At 71.7% G+C, this 21,428-nt stretch carries 16 protein-coding genes and 2 pseudogenes; 7 read left to right on the top strand and 11 right to left on the bottom strand.

What is annotated here, in order from left to right; translation table 11 throughout:
- Positions 1–18 precede the first annotated feature (18 nt).
- Entirely contained in the window at positions 19–1,632 is a 1,614-nt protein-coding gene (locus FHS29_RS28440) for an AMP-dependent synthetase/ligase (RefSeq protein WP_184695795.1), read from the top strand.
- On the opposite strand, the gene FHS29_RS28435 is transcribed toward FHS29_RS28440, so the two are convergent.
- Positions 1,596–2,291 carry a DUF998 domain-containing protein gene (locus FHS29_RS28435; RefSeq protein ID WP_312865152.1) on the bottom strand — a complete coding sequence of 232 codons (696 nt, stop codon included), beginning with the start codon at positions 2,289–2,291 and terminating at the stop codon, positions 1,596–1,598. The genes FHS29_RS28440 and FHS29_RS28435 overlap by 37 nt on opposite strands.
- 209 nt (positions 2,292–2,500) lie before the next feature.
- Here FHS29_RS28435 and FHS29_RS28430 point away from each other — a divergent pair, with 209 nt between their 5' ends.
- Positions 2,501–2,851 (top strand): hypothetical protein, encoded by a 351-nt coding sequence (locus FHS29_RS28430; protein WP_184695792.1) that lies wholly within the window; start codon positions 2,501–2,503, stop codon positions 2,849–2,851.
- A 601-nt stretch (positions 2,852–3,452) separates the two neighbouring features.
- Here FHS29_RS28430 and FHS29_RS28425 read toward each other — a convergent pair.
- Genes FHS29_RS28425 through FHS29_RS28415 form a run of 3 tightly spaced genes read right to left on the bottom strand, consistent with a single transcriptional unit; the run spans position 3,453 to position 6,442 of the window.
- Positions 3,453–4,931, bottom strand: coding sequence for a glutamate-cysteine ligase family protein (locus FHS29_RS28425; protein ID WP_184695790.1), 1,479 nt, complete (start codon positions 4,929–4,931; stop codon positions 3,453–3,455).
- 9 nt (positions 4,932–4,940) lie between these two features.
- Complete coding sequence (locus FHS29_RS28420) at positions 4,941–5,603, bottom strand: 4'-phosphopantetheinyl transferase family protein (protein WP_184695788.1); 663 nt, start codon at positions 5,601–5,603, stop codon at positions 4,941–4,943.
- Positions 5,600–6,442, bottom strand: coding sequence for a metallophosphoesterase family protein (locus FHS29_RS28415; RefSeq protein ID WP_312865151.1), 843 nt, complete (start codon positions 6,440–6,442; stop codon positions 5,600–5,602). Before FHS29_RS28415 ends, FHS29_RS28420 begins: the two co-directional genes overlap by 4 nt.
- Positions 6,443–6,865: 423 nt before the next feature.
- Here FHS29_RS28415 and FHS29_RS28410 point away from each other — a divergent pair.
- Positions 6,866–7,207, top strand: a pseudogene (locus tag FHS29_RS28410) (transposase); the annotation flags it as partial.
- 148 nt (positions 7,208–7,355) lie between these two features.
- On the opposite strand, the gene FHS29_RS28405 reads toward FHS29_RS28410, so the two are convergent.
- The 6 genes from FHS29_RS28405 to FHS29_RS28380 form a co-directional block, all read right to left on the bottom strand.
- Positions 7,356–8,528, bottom strand: a complete 1,173-nt coding sequence (locus FHS29_RS28405) for a histidine kinase (RefSeq protein ID WP_184695784.1) — start codon at positions 8,526–8,528, stop codon at positions 7,356–7,358.
- Positions 8,525–10,234: a sodium/solute symporter gene (locus FHS29_RS28400; RefSeq protein WP_184695782.1), complete on the bottom strand. Its 1,710-nt coding sequence runs from the start codon at positions 10,232–10,234 to the stop codon at positions 8,525–8,527. The genes FHS29_RS28405 and FHS29_RS28400 overlap by 4 nt, the downstream gene beginning before the upstream one ends.
- Positions 10,231–10,617, bottom strand: coding sequence for a DUF485 domain-containing protein (locus FHS29_RS28395; RefSeq protein WP_184695780.1), 387 nt, complete (start codon positions 10,615–10,617; stop codon positions 10,231–10,233). The genes FHS29_RS28400 and FHS29_RS28395 overlap by 4 nt, the downstream gene beginning before the upstream one ends.
- Positions 10,614–11,453 (bottom strand): LytR/AlgR family response regulator transcription factor, encoded by an 840-nt coding sequence (locus tag FHS29_RS28390; RefSeq protein ID WP_221456749.1) that lies wholly within the window; start codon positions 11,451–11,453, stop codon positions 10,614–10,616. Before FHS29_RS28390 ends, FHS29_RS28395 begins: the two co-directional genes overlap by 4 nt.
- Before the next feature lie 130 nt (positions 11,454–11,583).
- The gene (locus tag FHS29_RS28385; protein ID WP_184695778.1) at positions 11,584–14,544 is read right to left on the bottom strand and encodes an AfsR/SARP family transcriptional regulator; all 2,961 of its coding nucleotides are present in this window, start codon (positions 14,542–14,544) and stop codon (positions 11,584–11,586) included.
- Positions 14,545–14,620: 76 nt separating this feature from the next.
- The gene (locus FHS29_RS28380; RefSeq protein WP_184695776.1) at positions 14,621–17,104 is read right to left on the bottom strand and encodes a DEAD/DEAH box helicase; all 2,484 of its coding nucleotides are present in this window, start codon (positions 17,102–17,104) and stop codon (positions 14,621–14,623) included.
- A 1,193-nt stretch (positions 17,105–18,297) separates the two neighbouring features.
- Between FHS29_RS28380 and FHS29_RS28375 the strand changes: the two genes are divergently transcribed.
- The 4 genes and pseudogenes from FHS29_RS28375 to FHS29_RS37145 all read left to right on the top strand — a co-directional run bounded on the left by FHS29_RS28375 (position 18,298) and on the right by FHS29_RS37145 (position 20,761).
- Complete coding sequence (locus FHS29_RS28375; RefSeq protein ID WP_312865139.1) at positions 18,298–18,987, top strand: energy-coupling factor ABC transporter permease; 690 nt, start codon at positions 18,298–18,300, stop codon at positions 18,985–18,987.
- A complete protein-coding gene (locus FHS29_RS28370; RefSeq protein WP_184695774.1) occupies positions 18,984–19,298 on the top strand; it encodes a PDGLE domain-containing protein in 315 nt (104 codons plus the stop codon). Before FHS29_RS28375 ends, FHS29_RS28370 begins: the two co-directional genes overlap by 4 nt.
- A pseudogene (cbiQ, locus tag FHS29_RS37150) lies at positions 19,295–19,933 on the top strand (cobalt ECF transporter T component CbiQ); the annotation flags it as partial. The gene FHS29_RS28370 and the pseudogene cbiQ, both read left to right, overlap by 4 nt.
- A gap of 90 nt (positions 19,934–20,023) precedes the next feature.
- Positions 20,024–20,761 carry an energy-coupling factor ABC transporter ATP-binding protein gene (locus tag FHS29_RS37145; protein WP_312865150.1) on the top strand — a complete coding sequence of 246 codons (738 nt, stop codon included), beginning with the start codon at positions 20,024–20,026 and terminating at the stop codon, positions 20,759–20,761.
- A gap of 25 nt (positions 20,762–20,786) precedes the next feature.
- Here the strand turns inward: FHS29_RS37145 and FHS29_RS28360 are convergent, their stop codons facing one another.
- Positions 20,787–21,383: a uridine kinase family protein gene (locus FHS29_RS28360; RefSeq protein WP_312865138.1), complete on the bottom strand. Its 597-nt coding sequence runs from the start codon at positions 21,381–21,383 to the stop codon at positions 20,787–20,789.
- Positions 21,384–21,428 lie beyond the last annotated feature (45 nt).

Below are 21,428 nucleotides of genomic sequence, written 5' to 3'. Positions count from 1 at the left end.
CACCGCCTGGAGGTCGCCATGGCCCGTTCGATCCCCGATCTGCTGCGCGAACGCGTGCGCGCGACCCCCGGCTCGGAGGCGTTGCGCCACCGGGTGGACGGCGAGTGGAAGTCGCTGAGCTGGGCGGAGGTCGACGCCGCGGTGCGCGCGCACGCCCTGGGGTTCCGCCAGTTGGGCGTCCGGGACGAGGCGCGGGTCGCGATCATGGCGCAGACCAGCGCCGAGTGGATCATCGCCGACCTGGCCGTGCTCGCCGCGGGCGGCGTGACGACCACCGTCTACCCGAGCAGCACCCGTGACGAGGCCGCGCACATCATCCGCGACTCGGGCAGCGTCCTGGTGGTCGCGGACCCCGGGCTGGTAGACAAGGCGGGCGACGTCCGGGTGGTCACCACGGACGCCCTGCCGACGTCGGACGTCGGCGACTACGACGCGATGGTGGACGACCTCACGCCCGAGCGGCTGGCCACGCTGATCTACACCTCCGGCACCACCGGCGTTCCCAAGGGGGTGGAGCTGACGCACGACAACTGGCTCTACACCGCCGAAGCCGTCGCCGAGCTGGGTGTGCTGCGCGCGGACGACCTGCACTTCCTGTGGCTGCCGATGTCGCACGCGTTCGGCAAGGTGCTCCAGATCGCCATGATCGCGACCGGTTCGCCCACGGCGGTGGACGGTTCGGCGGACCGGATCGCGGACAACCTGAAGGAGCTGCGCCCGACGATCGTGGCGGGCGCGCCCCGGATCTTCGAGAAGATCCACAGCCGGGTGGTCGCCGCGGTGCGCGCGGAGGGCGGGGTGAAGGAGAAGCTGTTCAACTGGGCGGTGGAGGTGGCCGGCCATCCACAGTGGACGGTGCGCCGCAAGATCGCGGACCGCTTGGTGTTCGGCAAGCTCCGGGACCGCGTCGGCGGGAACATCCGGTACTTCATCTCCGGCTCCGCGCCGTTGTCGCCCGAGGTGGGCCGGTTCTTCGCGGGCGCGGGCATCCACATCCTGGAGGGCTACGGCCTGACCGAGTCGTCGGCGGGGTCGTTCCTCAACCGCCCCGGCGAGCAGGAGTTCGGCACGGTCGGCGAACCGCTGCCGGGGACGGAGGTCCGCATCGCGGAGGACGGCGAGGTGCTCATCGGCGGGCGCGGCGTCATGCGCGGCTACCACGGCCTGCCCGACGAGACCGCCGCGACGCTGGTCGACGGGTGGCTGCACACCGGGGACATCGGCGAACTGGACGACCGGGGCCGGCTGCGCATCACCGACCGCAAGAAGGAGCTGATCAAGACCTCGGCGGGCAAGTACGTCGCGCCGCAGTCGGTGGAGAGCAGGCTCAAGGCCGCCAGCCCGTACATCGGGCACGTGCTGGTGCACGGCGACCAGCGCAACTACTGCGTCGCGCTGGTCACGCTCGACCCGGACACCACCCCGGAGGGCCTGGACGCCGACGCCGAGGTGGGCAGCGCGGTCAAGGCGGTCAACGACACCCTCGCCCGGCACGAGACGATCAAGAAGTTCGCGGTGCTGGACCACGACTTCACCGTCGAGGACGGCACCCTGACCGCCAGCCTGAAGATGCGCCGCCGCGAGATCGAGAACCGCTACCGGGACGTGTTGGACCGCCTGTACGAGGGCTGAGCCGCCGCGATCGCCCACACCGCGACCACCAGCACGGAGACGACCTCCACGAGCACCAGCAGCCGCTCGATGTAGCCCAGCGGCAGCACCCGCCACCACGACGTGCCCACCAGCACGTTCACCAGCACCGCGTACAGGATCGGGGTGAAGCTCAACGCGGACAGCAGCCCGAACCGGAACGTCCGGCGGGCGTGCGCACCCCACACCGCGTCGCGCAGCCACGGGCGGGCCAGCAGCAGGGCCGCGATCGGCAGGCTGATGAACGCCACCAGGCTCGCCACGCGGTGGATGCTGCCGCTCATGCTGGGCCCCACCGACCAGTCGTGCTTCGGGAAGACCACCACCAACGTCAACCCCACCGACCAGGCGATGAACGCCAACGACCCGCCGGACGCCCACCGCGTGATGCCCTTGCGCACCAACACGGCCAGGATCGCCAGCGACCCCGCCGCGAGCAGCACCACGGCCGTGTCGAAGACCCAGCGGTACGGGCCCAGCGCGTACTCGGAGATCGTCCGGCGCAGCCCTACCGCGGTGGTGGTCAGCCGGTGCAGGTCGAGCGACCCCACCATGACCACGGTCAGCAGCACCGCAGCGGCACCGCCGAACGCGACGAAGCGGGCCGGAGAACGGGTGGAGGCGGGTCCGTCGGTCAGCACACCGGTCAAAACGGACCAACCCCGAGCCGTGTTCCGCCGTTCAGCGAACCGACAGGTTTCACCGCCGTCCGCCTCGCCCACCCCCGGAGGGCCTCCGCGCTCCTCACGGGTTCGCGGATCGGCAGCCTGATCACCCCCTCGGCTGACCCATTCGGAAGGTGAATCGTGTGACCTCTGCGCCCGGTCGAACCACGCCTACGCTGTCCGCTGTGTACGAGTCGATGACGGTGCAGGTCCGGGCGGGCCTGGGGGAGTGGCGGCTGGTCGAGGCCGTCCAGGTGCTGTCCGGTCGGTACGGGGTGCTGCGTGACGCGGTCGCCGCCGTCCGCCGGGTCGCCAAGCCCGACCTCGCGGCCGTGACGTCGCAGGTGATCGCCGACGCGCCCGGCCTGGCCGCCGCTTTCCAGGCCGTCTGGCTGGACGCCGACGACGAGGGCCGACTGGTGCTGCTGGCCCGCCAGGAGGTGCTGGCCGAACTGCCCTGGCACGTCCTGCTGCCCGAACTCGTCGCGGCCTGGAAGGCCCACGCCCCGATCCTGATCCCGGTCCAGTCGCGCTGAACCCGCGCAATCCGGTTCCCACGACCCTCCAGGTCGCAACCCCCGACAACTTTCGACCAGCCAACACCCACCGCCTGCGCGCGCCGCGCATACTCCTGCCTGCTGTGTGTCATCCCCGTACGGCCTGCGCGCAGCGAACCACCCTTGCCTGGGGTATGCAAGCACGCTTTACCGCTTGCATACCCCAGGCAAGGGTGGTTGTCTTTTGACCAGGCTGTACGGGGATGACACACAGCGCCACGCCCGCAAAGCTCGAAGAGCTTTGCCCTCATCCTTGGTGGTCTGCCCGTCCGGCGAGGACTCTTTTCAGGCTTGATTCCGTGCGGATCCTAGGAATAAAAGCGACGCTCGCCGCTTGGCAGACCTCCGGGGAGGAAAAACGGAAGGGCGTCGTGTTCTCCCCGCATGGCCTGTCAAAGACGACCACCCTCGGTCGGGGAGTGCAAGCGAAAAGCGTGCTTGCGCTCCCCGACCGAGCGCGGTAGCCCTCCGGGCAGGCCATACGGGGAGAACACGAGGCGACAGGTTTGTGCGGGCGCGCACGTGCGTCCGTGCAGCAGGTGCAAGCGCAAGCGGAGGTGGGGTGGGCGGAGGGTAGAAGTCAGGAGACGGGCCAGGTGTGCACGGGTTCGTTGCTGTGCATCAGGTCGCGGTAGGTCCGGAGCATTCGACGCAGCGCTTCGGGGCGGTCCAGGGAAGTGTGGTCGTAGTGTCGGTGGAACGTCCGCGCCTGCCAAGTCGCGCCGTTCACCCCGTTCAGGCACCGGGCCTCGATCACCCCGAGCAGTCGGTCCCGCTCGGCCTGCTCAACCCGGAGCTTCACCAATCCCTCGTGCGCCAACGGCAACAACCGCCGCAGCACCAGTTCCGCCACCGGCACGGTTCCGAGACCGGGCCAGTACACGTGCGCGTCGATGCCCTGCCGCGCGCCGGAGATGAAGTTCTCCTCGGCCGCGCTGAACGACATCTGGGACCAGAGGGGACGTTCCTCCTCGGCCAGCATCCGCACCAGCCCGTAGTAGAACGCCCCGTCGGCCAACGTGTCGACCACGGTCGGCCCGGCCGGCAGCACGCGGTTCTCCACCCGCAAGTGGGGCTGGTCCCGCACGACGTCGTACACCGGTCGGTTCCACCGGTAGATCGTCCCGTTGTGCAGTCGCAGTTCGGCCAGCGACGGCGTGTCGCCGCGCTCCAGCACCTGCACGGGGTCTTCCTCGTCGCAGATGGGCAGCAACGCCGGGAAGTAGCGGACGTTCTCCTCGAAGAGGTCGAAGATCGACGTGATCCACCGCTCCCCGAACCACACGCGAGGCCGGACCCCCTGCTCCTTCAGCTCGTCACTGCGGGTGTCCGTGGCCTGCTGGAACAGCGCGATCCGGGTCTCCCGCCACAGTTCCTTCCCCATCAGGAACGGCGAGTTCGCGCCCACCGCCACCTGCACCCCGGCGATGGCCTGCGCCGCGTTCCAGTACGCCGCGAACGAGTCGGGCGAGACCTGCAGGTGGAACTGGGCGGACGTGCACGCGCCTTCCGGCACGATGGAGTCGGCCGTCATGGCAAGCTTCTCCACCCCGTCGACGGCGATTCGCAGGTCCTCCCCGCGCGCGGCCAGCACCTGCTCGTTGAGCAGCGCGTACCGGGGGTTGCCGGACAACGCGTCCAGCGCCATGTGCTTGGCCTGCAACGTCGGCAGGATGCCGATCATCACCATGTGCGAGCCGACTTCGCGGGCCTTGCGGTCGGCCTCGTTCAGCGACTCCCGCACCACCGACTCGAACTCGGCGAGGCCGCCCGCCGTCAGCTGCCTCGGCGCGACGTTGATCTCCAGGTTCCACTGCCCGAGCTCGGTGACGAAGTCGGGGTCCGCGATCGCCTCCAGCGCCTCCGCGTTGCGCATCGCCGGGTCGCCGGCGTCGTCCACCAGGTTCAGCTCGATCTCCAGCCCGGTCATGGGCCGTTCGAACTCGAACCGCGACTCGCGCAGCATCCGGGCGAACACGTCCAGGCACCGGCGCACCTTCGTGCGGTACCGCGTGCGGTCCTCGCGGGTGAATTCGTGCTTTGCCACCTCGTCGCCCATGATCGCCTCCTAGGTCGTCATGGCAGGTACCGCGATCGCGGTCACCACAAACCCCTCCCGCGCCAGCCAGCGCCCGGTGAACCCGTCCACCGGCACGCCGTCCACCACCGGAGGCTCGACGAGGATGCGCGCGCGGAACGTGCCGTCGTCCGGGTTGATGGTCAACTCCGCGTCCTCGAACCCGAGCCACGCCTGCGTCAGCGGGAACCACGCCTTGTAGACCGTCTCCTTGGCGCTGAACAGCAGCCGGTCCCACGCGACCTTGTCACCCGCCGCGGCCAGCTCCGACACCATGGCCAACTCCGGCGGCAGCGCGATCGCGTCGAGCACGCCGGTCGGGGTCGGCTCGTTCGGCTCGGCGTCGATGCCGATGGTCCACACCTCGCTGGTGCGCCCCACGGCCGCCGCCCGGTAGCCCTTGCAGTGCGTGATGCTGCCCACGACCCCCTCGGGCCACGTCGGCGCCCGCCGGGGCCCCGGCGGGAGCGGCACCGGGGCGAAGCCCAGCCGACCCAGGGCCGTGCGCGCGCAGTGCCGCCCGGTGGTGAACTCCCTGCGGCGTTTGTCCACGGCCTTCGCGATGTGCTCCTCCTCCTCGGGGAACAGCTCCACCTCGTGGTCCTCGAACGTGTCGACGGCCGCCACCGGCTCGGGCAGGATGTCGGAGATCACCTGGCGTCCCCTTCCCTCAGCACGTCCAGCAACGGGGCCTTCGTCCAGCCGCGGGGCTGCCACTCGCGCGGGTATCCCAGCGACACCTCGTCGAACCGCACGCCGTCCTTGCGGATCGTGCGCGGGATGTGCAGGTGGCCGTACACCATGACCGCCGCCCGGTACTTCACGTGCCAGTCGGCGGTGCGCTCGGTGCCGCACCACAGCGCGAACTCGGGGTACCGCAGCACGAACGTGGGGTCGCGCACCAGCGGCCAGTGGTTGACGAGCACCGTGCGCAGCGTCGGGTCGACCGCGTCCAGCCGCCGCTCCGACTCCGCGATCCGCGCCGCGCACCACGCCTCACGGCTCGGGTACGGGTCGAAGTGCAGGAAGTACTCGTCCGTGCACATCACCCCGGCGTCCTGCGCCACGGCCAGCGCTGACGTCTTGTCCGTCGTCCCGGCGGGCCGGAACGTGTAGTCGTACAGGGTGAACAGCGGTGCCACCGCCACCGGCCCGCCCGCGCCCTCGAACACCGCGTACTCGTCCTCCGGCGTGAGCACGTCGATGCTCCGGCACAGCTCCACCAGCTGCTTGTAGCGCACCTCGCCGCGGGACTGGGCCGGGTCGTCCTTCACCGTCCACAGCTCGTGGTTGCCCGGCGACCACACCACCTTGCGGAAGCGTTTGCGCAGCACACCCAGCGCCCACTCGACGTCGTGGAACTTCTCGGCCACGTCCCCGGCCACGATCAGCCAGTCGTCGGGGGAGTGCGGTTCGATCGCCGACACGAAGTCGCGGTTCTGCTGATAGGTCACGTGCAGGTCGCTGGTGGCAAGCAGGCGCGGTGTCACGATCCGAGGGTATCCGGCTTCGCGGTCCGGGAGAGGCCTTCCCGAAACCGACCGCTCGCCCGTTCGTCGCTCCAGAGGAGCCGTTGAGCGGCATTCGGGGCGCCGTGTGACGCTGACTCAACCCGTTCGGCGCGTACCCGGTTACCCGTGGGCGTCCGACTTCCTAGCGTGATGGGCATCACGGACAGTCCTGTGGCGGAGGACCTGATGACCAACCACGCAAGACCCGCGCAGCCGTTCGGCCGGACGGTGGGCGCGGAGATCGCCCGCCAGGCCCAGCAGCACGCGCACCCGGCGGTGGCGCCCCGGCGCGACGAGGCGGCGTTGGCGACCCTGCTGCGCGCCCGCCAGCGCGGCGACGCCCAGCGCCAGGAGCCTTGGGTGCGCCGCGCGCCGGAGGCACCCCCGAAGCCACCGCACGCCGACGTGATCGAGCACCTGGCCGCGCGCCTGGTGCCTTCGTCGCTGTGGGGAGTGGTGGAGCCGCTGATCCCACCGGCGAAGGTCCGCCGACAGGGTGGCGGCCGGAGCCGGGTGTCCGACCGGGCCGTCTTCACGGCCATCGTGTTCGTCCTGACCAGCGGCTGCGCCTGGCGGCACCTGCCCGCCACGTTCGGCGTGACGGTGCCGACGGTGCACCGCCGCTTCCAGGAGTGGACCGACGCCGGGCTGTGGCTGCGACTGCGCCGGGTGCCGGCGGAGGGCAACCCGGCGGAGTCCGAGTGGCTGCGCCTCGTGCTGGACGCCGCCGAGCGCCGGGGTACCCGAGCCGCCGGCTGAGGGGCACCCGGTGGAATGACGAGAGGTGGTCGGGCGTCCCAAGCGAACCGGGGACGCCCGCACCGGCGTTCGTTCAGCGACGATGCTCTCCCCCGTGGCCACACCTGCGTAGTGTCACCGAGCGTGGACACTGTCACTAAGCGTGCACGCCTGCCTGGTACTTCGGCACCCGCACACTGATCTTCGTGCCGAGGCCCTGCGCGGTCTCCACGACGAGGCCGTAGTCGTCGCCGTAACACCGCCGCAGCCGCTCGTCGATGTTGCCCAACCCGATGCCGGCCGTCTCCCCGACCTGGCCCGCGAGCGTGCGGCGCAGGGCCTCGGGATCCATCCCGATGCCGTCGTCCTCGATCGTGATGTGCGCCTCCTCGCCCGCGTCCGCCGCGAGGATCGAGATGTGGCCGGGCCCGACCTTCCCCTCCATGCCGTGCCGCACCGCGTTCTCCACCAGCGGCTGCAGGCACAGGAACGGCACGGTCACCGGCAGCACCTCGGGCGCGATCTGCAACGTCACCTTCAGCCGCTCGCCGAACCGGGCCCGCTCCAGCGCCAGGTACTGGTCGATCGACCGCAGCTCCTCGGCCAGCGTGGTGAAGTCCCCGGCCCGCCGGAACGAGTACCGCGTGAAGTCCGCGAAGTCCAGCAGCAGCGTCCGCGCCCGCTCGGGGTTCGTCCGCACGTAGGAGGCGATGGCCGACAACGAGTTGTAGATGAAGTGCGGCGAGATCTGCGCCCGCAGCGCGCGGACCTCGGCCTCCACCAGCCGCGTCCGCGACCGGTCCAGCTCGGCCAGCTCCAGCTGCCCCGACGCCCACCGCGCCACTTCGTTCGTGGCCCGCACCAACCCGGCGGACGGCTCCCGGCTGTACGCGGCGAGCACACCGACCACCCGCCCCTCCACCGTCAACGGGGCCAGCACCGCGGTGTGCACGGGGCAGTCCGGCCGGTCGCACGCGATGTCGAACGCCCGGGTCCGCCCCGTCCCGAACACCTCGCCGGCCAGCAGCATGGCGTCGTCGGCGTGGTGCTCGCCGCTGCCCTCCCACGCCACGACCTCGGTCTCGTCGGTCAACGCCAGCGCGGGCGTGCCGAGCAGCGTCCGCAGGTGCTTGGCGGACTTCCTCGCCGCCTCCGGCACCAACCCGGCGCGCAACGGAGGTGCGGCGGACCACGCGGTGTGCAGCGTCTCGAACGTGATCCGCTGCTCCTGGGTCAGGAAGTCGTTGCGCTGCCGGGAAGTCCGCCACAGCGTGATCACCACGGCCAGGCCGGCCAGCAGTATCGCGCCCGCCGTCCACACCGCCGTCACAGCCGGTCCTGACTGCGCAGACCCAGGTTCTCCGGCGCGTGCAACCGCACCATGACGTGGTTCACCCCCGGCGGCACCTTGCGCGGCGTCAGCAGCGACACCACGTACATCACGACGAACCCCAGCGGGACGGTCCACGCCGCCGGCCGGGCCAGGAACACGTTGCCGCCACCGGCGCTGATGGTGACCAGCCCCGCCACCAGCGCGGGCACACCGCCCGCCAGCATCCCCGCCACCGCGCCGACCGTGGTGATCCGCGTGCTCCAGATCCCCAGCACCAGCAACGGGCACAGCGACGACGCGGCCACCGCGAACGCCAACCCCACCATGTCCGCGACCGGCACCTTGCCCACCAGCCACGTCATCCCCAACGGCACCAGGACGGCCAGCACCGTGGACACCCGGAAGCCGCGGATCCCGCGCAGCCGCAACACGTCCCGGCTCAGCACACCGGCCAACGACACCATCAGCCCGGACGACGTGGACAGGAACGCGGCGAACGCCCCACCGGCCACCAAAGCGCCCAGCAGCTGCCCGCCCAGCCCGTCCACCATCCGGCTCGGCAACACCAGCACCACCGCGTCGGTGTCACCGGTCATCAGCAGCTCGGGCGTGTAGAGCCTGCCCAACGCGCCGTAGATCGGCGGCATCAGGTAGAAGATCCCCAGCAGCCCCAGCACGATCAGCGTGGTGCGCCGCGCCGCCCGGCCGTTCGGGTTGGTGTAGAAGCGGACGATCACGTGCGGCAGGCCCATCGTCCCCAGGAACGTCGCGATGATCAGCGAGTACACCGCGTACAGCGGGAAGCTCTCGCCGCCGCGCAACGGCAGCGCCCAGGTTTCGTTGGTGTTGAAGGGGATCGACGACACCCGGGGCACCGTCGCGCCATCCGGGAACACCAGTCGCGAGCCGGACGCGATGGTGTGGTCGCCCTCCCGCAGCTCCACCGGCCCGTCGACCCGGTCCCCGTCCACCACACCGGACCCGCGGAACACCACGGGCCGGTCGACGTGGACGGACGTGTCGCTGTCGAAGGTGACCGTCGTCTCCCGGTGGAACACCGGCAGTTCCGGCCCGGTCAGGTCACGCGCCCCGTGCGCCTGCCACGCCATGATCAGGAACACCACCGGGACGGCGATCGCGGTCAGCTTGAGCCAGTACTGGAAGGCCTGCACGAACGTGACGCTGCGCATCCCGCCGGAGATCACGTTCGCGGTCACCACCACCGCCACCAGCAGCGCGCCCACCCAGTCCGGCGCACCGGTCAACGTGTGCAGCGTCAGTCCCGCGCCCTGCAGCTGCGGCAGCAGGTACAGCCACCCGATGCCCAGCGCGAGCACGCTGGCCACCGCCCGCACCACCGGCGACCCGAACCGCGCCTCCGCGAAGTCCGGCAGCGTGTACGCGCCACTGCGCCGCAACGGTGCCGCGACCAGCGCCAGCAGCACCAGGTAGCCCGCCGTGTAGCCGACCGGGAACCACAGCATGTCCGGTCCGTGCGCGAAGATCAGCCCGGCGATGCCGACGAACGACGCCGCCGACAGGTACTCGCCGCCGATGGCGGAGGCGTTCCACCACGGCGACACCGTCCGCGACGCGACGAAGAAGTCCGACGTGGTCCGCGAGACGCGCAGCCCGTACGCGCCCACCAGCATCGTCCCGAACGCCACCGCCAGGACCGCGATGATGCCGTAGGTACTGCTCACGAACGTTCCACCAGCTCGGCGAACTCCCGTTCACCGCGCTCGGCCTGCCGCACGTAGAACCAGCCGGCCAGCACGAACACCGGGAACACCAGCCCGCCCAGCAGCAGCCACGGCAGCGGCAGCCCGAACAGCCGCTGCGCGGTGACCGCCGGCACCAGCGTGAACACCAGCGGCAGCCCGGCGACGCTGCCGCACACCACCGCGCACAGCAGCAGGCCGAGCCGCCGCTGCGCGCGGATCAGCGACCGCATGTAGACCGCGCCCAGCTCGCTCTGCTCGTCGATCTCCCGCGTCGCCGGGTACGGCCGGGGCGCGCGCGGCGCCCGCGTCCGCGGGCTGGTCACCACCACGCGCTGGGTGTGCGGCCGTTGCGGCGAGGTCACGACGGCTGCCGGTTGCGCCGCACCAGCAGCTGCCGCAGTTGCCGGGCGTGCCGCCGGCTGACCGGCAGCACCGCGCCCCCGATGTTGACGCTCAGGTGCCCGTCCTCCAGCCGCAGCTCGTCGATGTGCCCGAGGGATACCAGGTGGCTCCGGTGGATCCGGACGAACCCGGCGGAGCGCCACCGCTCCTCCAGCCCGTTCAACGCGGCCCGGACCAGCCCGCTGCCGGTCGCGGTGTGCAACCGCGCGTAGTCGCCGTGCGCTTCCACGTACCGGATGTCGGCCAGCCGGATGAACCGGGTGATCCCGCCCAGCTCGACCGGGATCACCTCGTCCCCGACGTCCGGCGCCTTGTCCACCGGCGCGGCGGCGACCGGCTCCGACGACTTCGAGTCCAGCACCTCGTGCACGATCCGGTGCACCGACTCGGCCAGCCGCTCCGGTCTGACCGGCTTGAGCAGGTAGTCCAGCGCCTTGAGCTCGAACGCCTCCACGGCCGGTTCCTGGTGCGCGGTGACGAACACGATCGGCGGGGGTTGGGCGAACCGCGACAGCACCCGCGCCAGGTCCAACCCGTCCAGGCCGGGCATCCGGATGTCCAGGAACACCGCGTCGACCGACTGCCCGGCGTCCATGGCCCGGTGCAGCGTCCGCAGCGCCTTGGTCGCGTCCGTCACGGCCTCCACGTGCGCCACCCGCGGATCGGACTTCAACAGGTAGACCAGGTCGTCCAGGGCCGGGGCCTCGTCGTCCACGGCGAGCACCCGCAGCGTGCGCTCCAGCGCACCGCGGCGTTCCGGGCCCTCGCAGGTCGGGCAGGGAAGTCCTGAGGTCATGGAGTTCCAATGCGGGTCGACGGCGTCGGCGATTAGACCACTGGACGGTCATCCTCGCCCCTCGGGCGGCCGAGGGCAATGACCGCCCGGCGTCCCGCCGGCAGCCCGGCGGCACCTCCCGGCGGCCGGGTCAAGGGCCGAACTCGGCGAGCAGTTCGGCGGCGATCCCGACGAACGCGCGGAACCCGCCGCGGTCGGCGAGGTCGCGGCCGGTCCTGGCGTGCCGCAGCGCGTCGCCCGGCCGCCCGTCGTCGACCATCGCCCGCACCAGGTGGAGGTGCGAGCGGGCCACCCCGTACCGGTAGTCGCAGGCGGTGGCCAGTTCCAGCGCCCGCAGGTGGGCGGCCACCGCCCGGCCGGGTTTGCCCAGGTGCCGCAGCACCACCCCCAGCGCGTTGTGCACCTCGCACTCGATGCGCGGGCTGCCGCCCAGCTCCTGCACCAGCGCCAGCGAGCGCTGGGCGGTCCGCAGCGCCTCGGCGTGCTCGCCGCCCAGGCACAGCGCGGTGGCCAGGAACGCCATGCCCTCGGCCCGCGCGTGCCGCGCCCCGGTCCGGTACCAGCCGGCCAACGCGTGCCGCAGCAGCGTCACCGCCTGCGGGTACTCGCCCAGCGCGGTGTGGTAGCGGCCGAGCAGCGACGCGCACGCCGCCTCCAGGTTGACCCCGTCGGCGGCCCGCGCCAGCTCCAGCCCTTCGGCCAGGCGTTCCCGGGCGCGCTCGAACTCGCCGCGCATCAGGTGCAGCGCACCCCACCCGGCCAGGCCGGCGATCCGGATGTAGGCGTTGGTCGGCGACTCCGCACTCAGCTCCATCATCCGGTCGAACGCCGACGAGGCGGCCGGGAACTCGCCGAGTTCGAGGTTCACCACCCCGTCCAGCCCGGCGTGCAGCCACAGCGTCCGCCCGGACGGGTTGGCCGCGCCCAGGTACTCCTGGGCCGTCCGCAGGTTCCCCAGGTTCCGGTGCTCGGCCGCCAGCCACACCAGCATCGCCGTCTCGGCGTCCGGGTCGCCCACCGTGCGGGCCGCGCCCAGCGCGGCGCCGATGGCGCGCACGAACTCGACGTGGTGGCCGTGCGACCCGAAGTACCCGCTGACCGCGTCGATCAGCTGCCACGCCATCGGCAACGGCCCGTACGACGCGCAGTGCTCGGTCGCCGCCAGCACGCTGGGCCGTTCCGCGGTCAACCAGGCCCGCGCCGCGTCCGCCGACATCGTGGGCGGGGCAGCGGGTGGCCGCAGCTCCGGGTACAGCACGTCGCCGACCTCCACCGCCGTCCGCAGGTACCAGTCGAACAGCCGCTGCCGGGCCGCCTCGACGTCCTCGCCGGCGTCGGTGGCCCGGTCCACCGCGTAGTCGTTCAGCAGGTCGTGCATGGCGAACCGGTCCGCACCCACCCGCTGCAGGAGGTGCGCGGAAGCCAGTTCCTCCAACAGCCCGCGCGCCTCGCCCTCGGAGGCGCCCAACAGCGCCGCGGCCCCGGACTCGTCGAAATCCGGGCCCGGCACCAACCCCGCCAACCGGAACAGCCGGGCCGCGTCGGCGTCCAGTGCCGCGTAGGACAGGTCGAACGCGCGCCGCACGGCCGCCGTGTCGTCGTTGTCCACCGCCAAGGCGGCCAACCGGTCCCCACCGCGCAGCTCGTCCACATAGGACGTGATGTCGGTGTGCGGCAGCCCCACCAGGTTCCCGAGGGCGATCCGCAGCGCCAACGGCAGGTACCCGCACAGCCGCGCCAGCTCGGCGATGGCGTCGAACTGCGCCATGGCCGCCTCCGGCCCCAACGACCGGGCCAGCAGCTTCCACGCCTCGTCGCCGCGCAGCACGTCCAGCCGGACCAGCGTGGCGCGCAACGGCTTCCGCAGCTCGTTGCGGCTGGTGATGACGACCGAACACCCCGGCTCACCGGGCAGCAGCGGCAGCACCTGCTCCACCGACGCCGCGTTGTCCAGCGTGATCAGCACCCGCCGCCCGCGCAGCCGCGCCCGGTAGCCCCGGACCAGCTGCTCCTCGTCCACCGGGATGTGGTCCGCCCGCACCCCCATGGCCCGCAGGAACCGGGCCAGCACGGCCGCCGTCGGCAGCGGCGGCGACGTGGAGTGCCCGCGCAGGTTCACGTACAGCTGGCCGTCCGGGTAGCGGTCGCGCACGGCGTGCCCGACGGACGTGGCGAACGCCGTCTTGCCGACGCCCGGCGGCCCGCACACCACCACGGTCGCACCGGCCCGGGTCAGCAGCCCGGTCACCCGCGTCAACTCCGCCCCGCGCCCCACGAAGTTCCCCACCGGGGCGGGCAGTTGCGACACCGGGGCCCACGTGTTCGCGGCGGGCTGGTGCAGCGCCGGATCGCCGGTGAGGATCGCGTAGTGCACCGAGCGCAGCCCGTCGCTCGGGTCGACGCCGAGCTCGCGCGCCAGCGCCGTGCTCGCCTGCCGGTACGCGTCCAGCGCGTCCGCCTGCCGGTCCGCCCGGTACAGCGCCACCATCAGCTGCGACCAGAACTGCTCCCGCAGCGGGTGCTGGGCGGTCAGCCGGCGCAGGTCCGCGATCACCTCGTCGCACCGGCCCAGCCGCAGCTTCACGTCGATCAGCTCGGAGATCACCCGCAGCCGCTGCTCGGCCAGGTTCGACGCCTCGGTCTCGTGCAGCGACTCCGACGGCACGTCCGCCAGCGCCGTCCCGCGCCAGTGGCCCAGCGCCTCCTCGTACACCGCGCACGCCGCGGCGAAGTCCTCCTCCGCCGCCAACTCCGCGCCCCGCTCGGCCAGGTCGCCGAACCGGTGCAGGTCCAGCGCGTCGTGCGGCAGGTCGATCCGGTAGCCGGTGGGCGTGGTGTGGATCAGCTGCGGGTCGCCCAGGGCGCGGCGCAGCCGCATCACGTACACCGGGAGGGTCTGCGCGGCGCGGTCGGGAGGCACCTCGCCCCACACCCGGCGGATCAGGTCGCCGGCGGGCACCGAGCGGTTCGCGCCCAGCAGCAGCGTCGCCAGGACGATCCGGTGCTTCGCGGCGGTGATCGGGACCATCCGACCCTCTCGGCGGACCACCAGCGGTCCGAGCACGCCGAACTCGTCCTGCGACAGGGCCAATCGCCTCCGCTCCCTCCCGACCTTGACATGCTGGTACCCCGGTCGGTGCCGGAGTACCACCGGATGGCCCGAAGATTTACAGCAGGCCCACTTCGGTGATCCGCAGCGCGGCCGTGCCGGTCTCGTCGGACGCGGCCAGGTCGACCTCGGCGGTGAAGCCCCAGTCGTGGTCCCCCGCCGGGTCGTCGAAGACCTGCCGGACGATCCAGCGGTCCGGCTCCTCGGTGATCACCAGCAGCGCCGGGCCGCGCGCGTCCGGGCCGATGCCGATCCGGTCGTGCTCCTCGAAGTAGGGGTCCAGCGCGTCCTGCCAGTCCTGCGCGGACCAGCCCGCGTCACCGTCCAACTGCCCGAGCTCGTAGTAGTCGCGCCGCGCCGCCAGCTCCACCCGGCGGAACAACGCGTTGCGCACCAGCACCCGGAACGCGCGCACGTTGCGCGTGACGGCGGGCGGGGCCTCGTCCAGCACGGCCGCGGTGTCGTCGGCGCCGGGGTTGCGCAGCTTCTCCCACTCGTCCAGCAGACTGGAGTCCACCTGGCGCACCAACTCGCCCAGCCACTCCACGAGGTCGTTGAGCTCCTCGGTCTTCGCGTCCTCGGGCACCGTCTGCCGCAGCGCCTTGTACGCGTCGGCGAGGTAGCGCAGCACCAGCCCTTCCGAGCGGGCCAACTGGTAGTAGGACACGTACTCGGTGAACGTCATCGCGCGCTCGAACAGGTCCCGCACCACGGACTTCGGCGACAGGTGGTGGTCGGCCACCCACGGGTGCCCGCGCCGGTAGGTGGTGAACGCGGCCTCCAGCAGTTCGGCGAGCGGCTTGGGGTGCGTCACCTCCTCCAGCAGCTCCATCCGCTGGTCGTACTCGATGCCCTCGGCCTTCATCGCGCCGATCGCCTCGCCGCGCGCCTTGTGCTCCTGCGCGGACAGCACCTGGCGCGGGTCGTCCAGAGTGGACTCCACGATGGACAGCATGTCCAGCGGGTAGCTCGGCGACTCGCGGTCCAGCAGGTCGAACGCGGCCAGCGCGAACGGTGACAGGGGCTGGTTGAGCGCGAAGTTGAACTGCAGGTCCACGGTCAACCTGATGTGCGAGCCGTCCCGCTCGACCACGCCGGCCGCGAGCAGCGCCCGGTACATGGAGATGGCCCGCAGGATGTGCCTGCGCTGCGCGGGCCGGTCCTCGTGGTTGTCCTCCAGCAGGTGGCGCATGGCGGCGAACGTGTCGCCGGGGCGGCCGATCACGTTGAGCAGCATGGCGTGGCTGACGGTGAAGCTGGAGGTGAGCGGCTCGGGCTCGGCGTTCTTCAGCCGCTCGAAGGTCTGGTCGCTCCACGAGACGAACCCCTCGGGAGCCTTCTTGCGCACCACCTTGCGCCGCTTCTTCGGGTCGTCGCCGGCCTTGGCGAGCGCCTTCTCGTTCTCCACCACGTGGTCCGGGGCCTGGACGACGACGGTGCCGATCGTGTCGTAGCCCGCGCGGCCGGCCCGTCCCGCGATCTGGTGGAACTCGCGGGCCTTGAGGTGGCGGGTGCGGGTGCCGTCGTACTTGGACAGCGCGGTGAAGACCACCGTGCGGATCGGGACGTTGATGCCGACCCCGAGCGTGTCCGTGCCGCAGATGACCTTCAGCAGACCGGCCTGGGCGAGCTGCTCGACCAGCCGGCGGTACTTGGGCAACATGCCCGCGTGGTGCACGCCGATGCCGTGGCGGACCAGGCGGGAAAGCGTTTTCCCGAAGCCGGAGGTGAAGCGGAAGCGGCCGATCATCGCGGCGATGGCGTCCTTCTCGGCGCGGGTGGCCACGTTGACGCTCATCAGCGACTGGGCGCGTTCCAGGGCGGAGGCCTGGGTGAAGTGCACGACGTAGATCGGCGCTTCCCGGCCGTGCAGGAGCTCTTCGATCGTCTCGTGCAGCGGGGTGGTGACGTACTGGAAGTTCAACGGCACCGGCCGCTCGACGGACCGGACCGTCGTGGTGGTGCGCCCGGTGCGGCGGGTCAGGTCCTTCTCGAAGAACGAGACGTCGCCGAGCGTGGCGGACATCAGCAGGAACTGCGCCTTCGGCAGCTCGATCAGGGGAACCTGCCACGCCCAGCCGCGATCGGGCTCGGAGTAGAAGTGGAACTCGTCCATCACCACCTGCCCGACATCCGCGTCGGCGCCGTCGCGCAGGGCGATGTTGGCCAGGATCTCGGCGGTGCAGCAGATGATCGGGGCCGACTCGTTGACGCTCGCGTCGCCGGTCATCATGCCGACGTTCTCCGCGCCGAAGGTCTCGATGAGGGCGAAGAACTTCTCCGACACCAGGGCCTTGATCGGGGCGGTGTAGTAGGTCTTCTTGCCGTCGGCGAGAGCGGCGAAGTGCGCCCCGGTGGCGACCAGGCTCTTGCCCGAGCCGGTGGGCGTGCTGAGGATGACGTTCGACCCGGAGACGATCTCGATCAACGCCTCCTGCTGCGCGGGGTACAGCTCAAGCCCCCGGTCGTGCGCCCACTCGGCGAAGGTTTCGTAGAGGAGGTCGGGGTCGGGGGTGGCCGGCAACAGGTCGGTGAGAGTCATCGCAGGCAGATCATAGGGGGTTGGCTTGTCGAGGGCTTCCGCCGAACCTCCGACATCCCGGCAGGCCTCCTACCAGCCCTGTCGGGGGCCGGCGGGTCTGTGGGCCGCCCGAGGGTGTGGGCTCTTGCCGGGGTGGATCCGGCGAGGACCCGGTCCGCGAGTGCCCGTCCGGCTGCGAGTGCCCGTCCGGCGACTGCCGGCCCGGTGAGGTCCCGGCCGGTCCGGCTCGACGGGGCCCGCTCGGCGGGGTGCGGCTCGGCGGGGTGCGGCTCGACGGGGCCTGCTCAGCAGGGTGCGGTCCGGCGGGTCTGGTCTGGTGGGCCCGATTCGGCGGGGCCGGTTCCGTGTGGCCTGCTCCGGTGGGCCCGGTTCGTTAGGCCCGGTTCGGTGGGGCCGGCCCGATGAGGCCTGCTCCGGCGCGCCCGGCCCGGCCCGGCAGGATCCGGCCGCCGGGGCCTGGACTGGAGCTGCCGGTCCTGAGAGTCAGCGGCTGCTCGATGGGCCGGCATCTTGTGCCGAGGCCTGGCGGGGCTGTGGATCCGGCGCCTGGCGGGGCTGTGGATCCGGCGGACGTGTGGGCGGGCCTGGCGGGCGAGCTGGCGGCTGGACTGGCTGCCGGACGGTGGGCGGTGGTCGATGGGCGAGCGGTCGAACAGCGGGGCGGTTCGTTGGTCGCGAGGCTGGGCAGGGCGGTCGGCTCGGCAGTGCGTTCGGCTGGGCAAGGCGTGTGCAGGGCGGCTGTGCAGGGCGCGCGGCTGGACAGGGCGTTCGGTGGCGCGGTATCGACGGGCTCCGGTGTGTGGTGCTGGGTGGTGGTGCTGCTCCGGGGCGGCGGGGGACGGTGGCGGCGGGGACGGTGGGAGCGATGGGGGCGATGAGGGCGGTTCGGGGTCGTCTCCTGTTCTGCGTTGTGGGTGGGTGTGAGTCGGCTTGAGCAGCGGGTCGGTGTGGTGGCCTGCACACCGGAGCCCGCCGGGATGCCGCGCCTCGTTTTTGTCCGGCAACGAACGACGAGGCCGGATCGTGCCTGGTCAAGGGCGGGTTCACCACATCTGGCGACAGTTGTCGCGCGAGGCAACCTGACGGCCGTCCCAAGGACCAGGCTAGGCGAAGCGGGTGGTCGTTGCTGTGTACGGAGCATTGTTGTTGCACCGTGCTGGCCATAGCTGGGTAGTGGCAATTACCGTGTTGGCGTGTCCGAACCGGTAGCAATGCACATGAGCGACGGTCTGCTCAACGCGCCGACCTCGTTGGCCTTCGTCGCCGTGGCCGTCATCGGGGTCGGGGTGGCGTTGGCCAAGGCCCGCGGCGACCTCGACGACCGCACCGCGCCGATGGCCGGGCTGGTGGCGGCCTTCGTGTTCGCCACCCAGATGCTGAACTTCCCGGTCCTGCCGGGCGTGAGCGGCCACCTGCTCGGCGGTGCGCTGGCCGCGATCCTGGTCGGCCCCTGGGTCGGCGCGCTCTGCGTGACGATCGTGCTGGTCGTGCAGTCCCTGTTCTTCGCGGACGGCGGCGTCACGGCCCTCGGCGCCAACGTCACCAACATGGCCCTCATCGGCACCGCCGTCGGCTACCTCACCGCTGTCGCCCTGCGCCCGCTCGCCAAGCGGAACAAGGGCGGGCTCGCCGCGGTGGCCTTCGTCTCCGCGTTGGTCAACACCGTGCTCGCATCGTTCGGCTTCGTCCTCGAATACGCGATCGGCGGCGCGGGCGGTGTCGGGTTCGGCACCGTTGCGGGGGCCATCCTCGGTGTGCACGTGCTGATCGGCATCGGCGAAGGTCTGATCACGGCGGTCACGGTGACCGCTGTCGCGGCGGCCCGGCCGGACCTCGTGTACCTGCTGCGCGGCGTGCCGCAGAAGTTGGAGCTGAAGGCGTGAAGCGCTTCTTCGTCTGGTTCGCGGTGGTCAGCCTCGTCCTTGCGGGCGCGGTCTCGTACTTCGCCAACTCCAACCCCGATGGCCTCGACTACGTCACCGAGGAGCACGGGATCGCCGAGCACGCCCAGGATCACCCGTTGGCGGACGGGCCGCTCGCGGACTACGCCGTGGGCGGTGACGACCGGCTCACCGGGCTGGCCGGCGTGGTCGGCGTGATCCTCACGCTGCTGGTCGCGGGTGGGTTGTTCTGGTTGCTGCGCAAGAAGTCCCCGACGTCGGAGAGCGGGACGACGACCGACGCGAAGGCGTGAGCGCCGGGCACGGGTTCCTGCACCGGGCCGGTGACTCACCGGTCCACCGGCTGGCCCCGCAGGTCAAGATCGCCGCCGCGGTGCTCGCCGTGCTGTGCGTGGTGGCCACGCCGCGTGAGGCGTTCTGGGCGTTCGGTGTCTACCTGCTCGCGATCACGTCGGTGTGGTTCGTCGCGCGCATCCCGGTCGGCTGGTTCGCGTCACGGGCGTTGATCGAGGTGCCGTTCGTGATCCTGGCGCTGGTGCTGCCGTTCGCCGGGCACGGCGAGCGGGTCGACCTCCTGGGGATCCCGGTGTCGCCGGAAGGCACCTTGGCCGGGTGGAACATCCTCGCCAAGGGCACCCTGGGCGTCCTGGTCTCGCTCACCCTCGCCGCCACCACCGCCCCGCAGGACCTGCTGCTCGGCCTGCAACGGCTGCGGATGCCGTCGGTGATGGTCACCATCGCCACGCTCATGCTCCGGTACGCCGAGGTCGTGGTCGCCGAGGCCAAGCGGATGAGGGTGGCGCGGATCTCGCGCGGCGACGACCCCCGGTTCCTCTGGCAGCTGGGCGCGACCGCGCGCGGCGTCGGCAGTCTGTTCATCCGCTCCTATGAACGCGGCGAACGCGTGCACCTGGCTATGGTGTCGCGCGGCTGGACGGGCCGGATGCCCGACGGCCGGGTCGACGGCCGGGGGAGCGCCGCAGTGGAGGCAGTGGAGTCCGGGCAGTCCGGGCAGGCAGTGCCGACCGCACCCGCCTTGCTGGTGGCGAAGCTGGCGTTCGCCTACCCGGACGGCCACCAGGCGCTGTTCGGGGTGGACCTGCGGGTCGAGCCGGGGGAGCGGGTCGCGCTGCTCGGGCCGAACGGCGCCGGCAAGACCACGTTCGTGCTGCACCTCAACGGCGTGCTGGGCGGCGGCAGCGGGCTGATCGAGGTGGCCGGGCTGCCGGTGGCCAAGGAGCACCTGAGGGAGATCCGGCGCCGGGTCGGCGTGGTCTTCCAGGACGCCGACGACCAGCTGTTCCTGCCCACCGCGCGGCAGGACGTGGCGTTCGGGCCGGCGAACTTCGGGCTGCGCGGCGCCGAGCTCGACGCACGGGTGGCGCAGGCCCTGGAGGCGGTGGGCATGGCGGAGGTCGCCGACCGGTCACCGCTGCACCTGTCCGGCGGCCAGCGTCGGCGGGTGGCGCTGGCCACCGTGCTGGCGTGCGACCCGGAGATCCTGGTGCTGGACGAGCCGTCGGCGAACCTGGAGCCGGTGGCCCGCCGTGAGCTGGCCGAGGTGCTGCTCGGCCTGGACCGCACCATGCTGATGGTCACGCACGACCTGCCGTACGCGTTGCAGCTGTGCCCGCGCAGCGTGCTGATCGACGGCGGGGTCGTGGTCGCGGACGGGCCGACCCGGGAGATCCTGGCCGACACCGAACTGCTCGCCCGGCACCGGCTGGAGCTCCCGTTCGGGTTCCGCCTGGACTAGCGAGCCGGTGCGAGACCCGTGCGGATCAACGGGCCGTTCCGACGTCCTGGCGGACGCTGGGGGATCGCTCTCGCGCCAGTTCCACGCGGCCCTGGTGCGGGCTGAGCCGGCGCATCCCGGCCGTGACGCAGCGCCGCACCACGGCCGGCTGTTCGCGCAGCAGCCGCAGGCCCCGGCGGAACAGGAACGGGACCGGCTTGCGAGCCTCCGCGACGTCACGGGCGAAGCGGCGCACGAACGTGGTGAGAGCGTTGGGCGCCAACACGATCGCGTCCTGGAGGACACCCGCTTCCCGGCAGCCCGCCACCAACCGGTCGGCGAACAGGCCTTCGGCGATGAACGGCCCTTGCGCCTCCACCACGTGGCAGCCGACCCGCCGGTCCTCGCCGATCGCGTAGACCGGTGCCTCCACCCGGCCCGTGCGGGCCAGTTCGATCACCGCGTCCAGCGCGCTCCGGGTGTCCCACGACTCCTCGGCGTCCCAGTCCGGGCGGCCGGCCTCGTCACGCGGCAGCAACGGGTCGTCACCCTCGCGGTAGAAGTCGTCCAGCCTCAGCACCGGCCAGCCCAAGTGAGCGGCGAGGGTGGACTTGCCCGAGCCGGAGGGGCCCGCGAGCAACACGACGCGTGCATGAACGGCGGATGACGGCACGGAGGACGATTCTCG

The sequence above is a fragment of the Saccharothrix tamanrassetensis genome (assembly GCF_014203665.1).
Classification (GTDB): Bacteria; Actinomycetota; Actinomycetes; order Mycobacteriales; family Pseudonocardiaceae; genus Actinosynnema; species Actinosynnema tamanrassetense.
The sequence above is the reverse complement of the archived record's forward strand: the minus strand, read 5'-3'. Positions and strand labels throughout refer to the sequence as shown.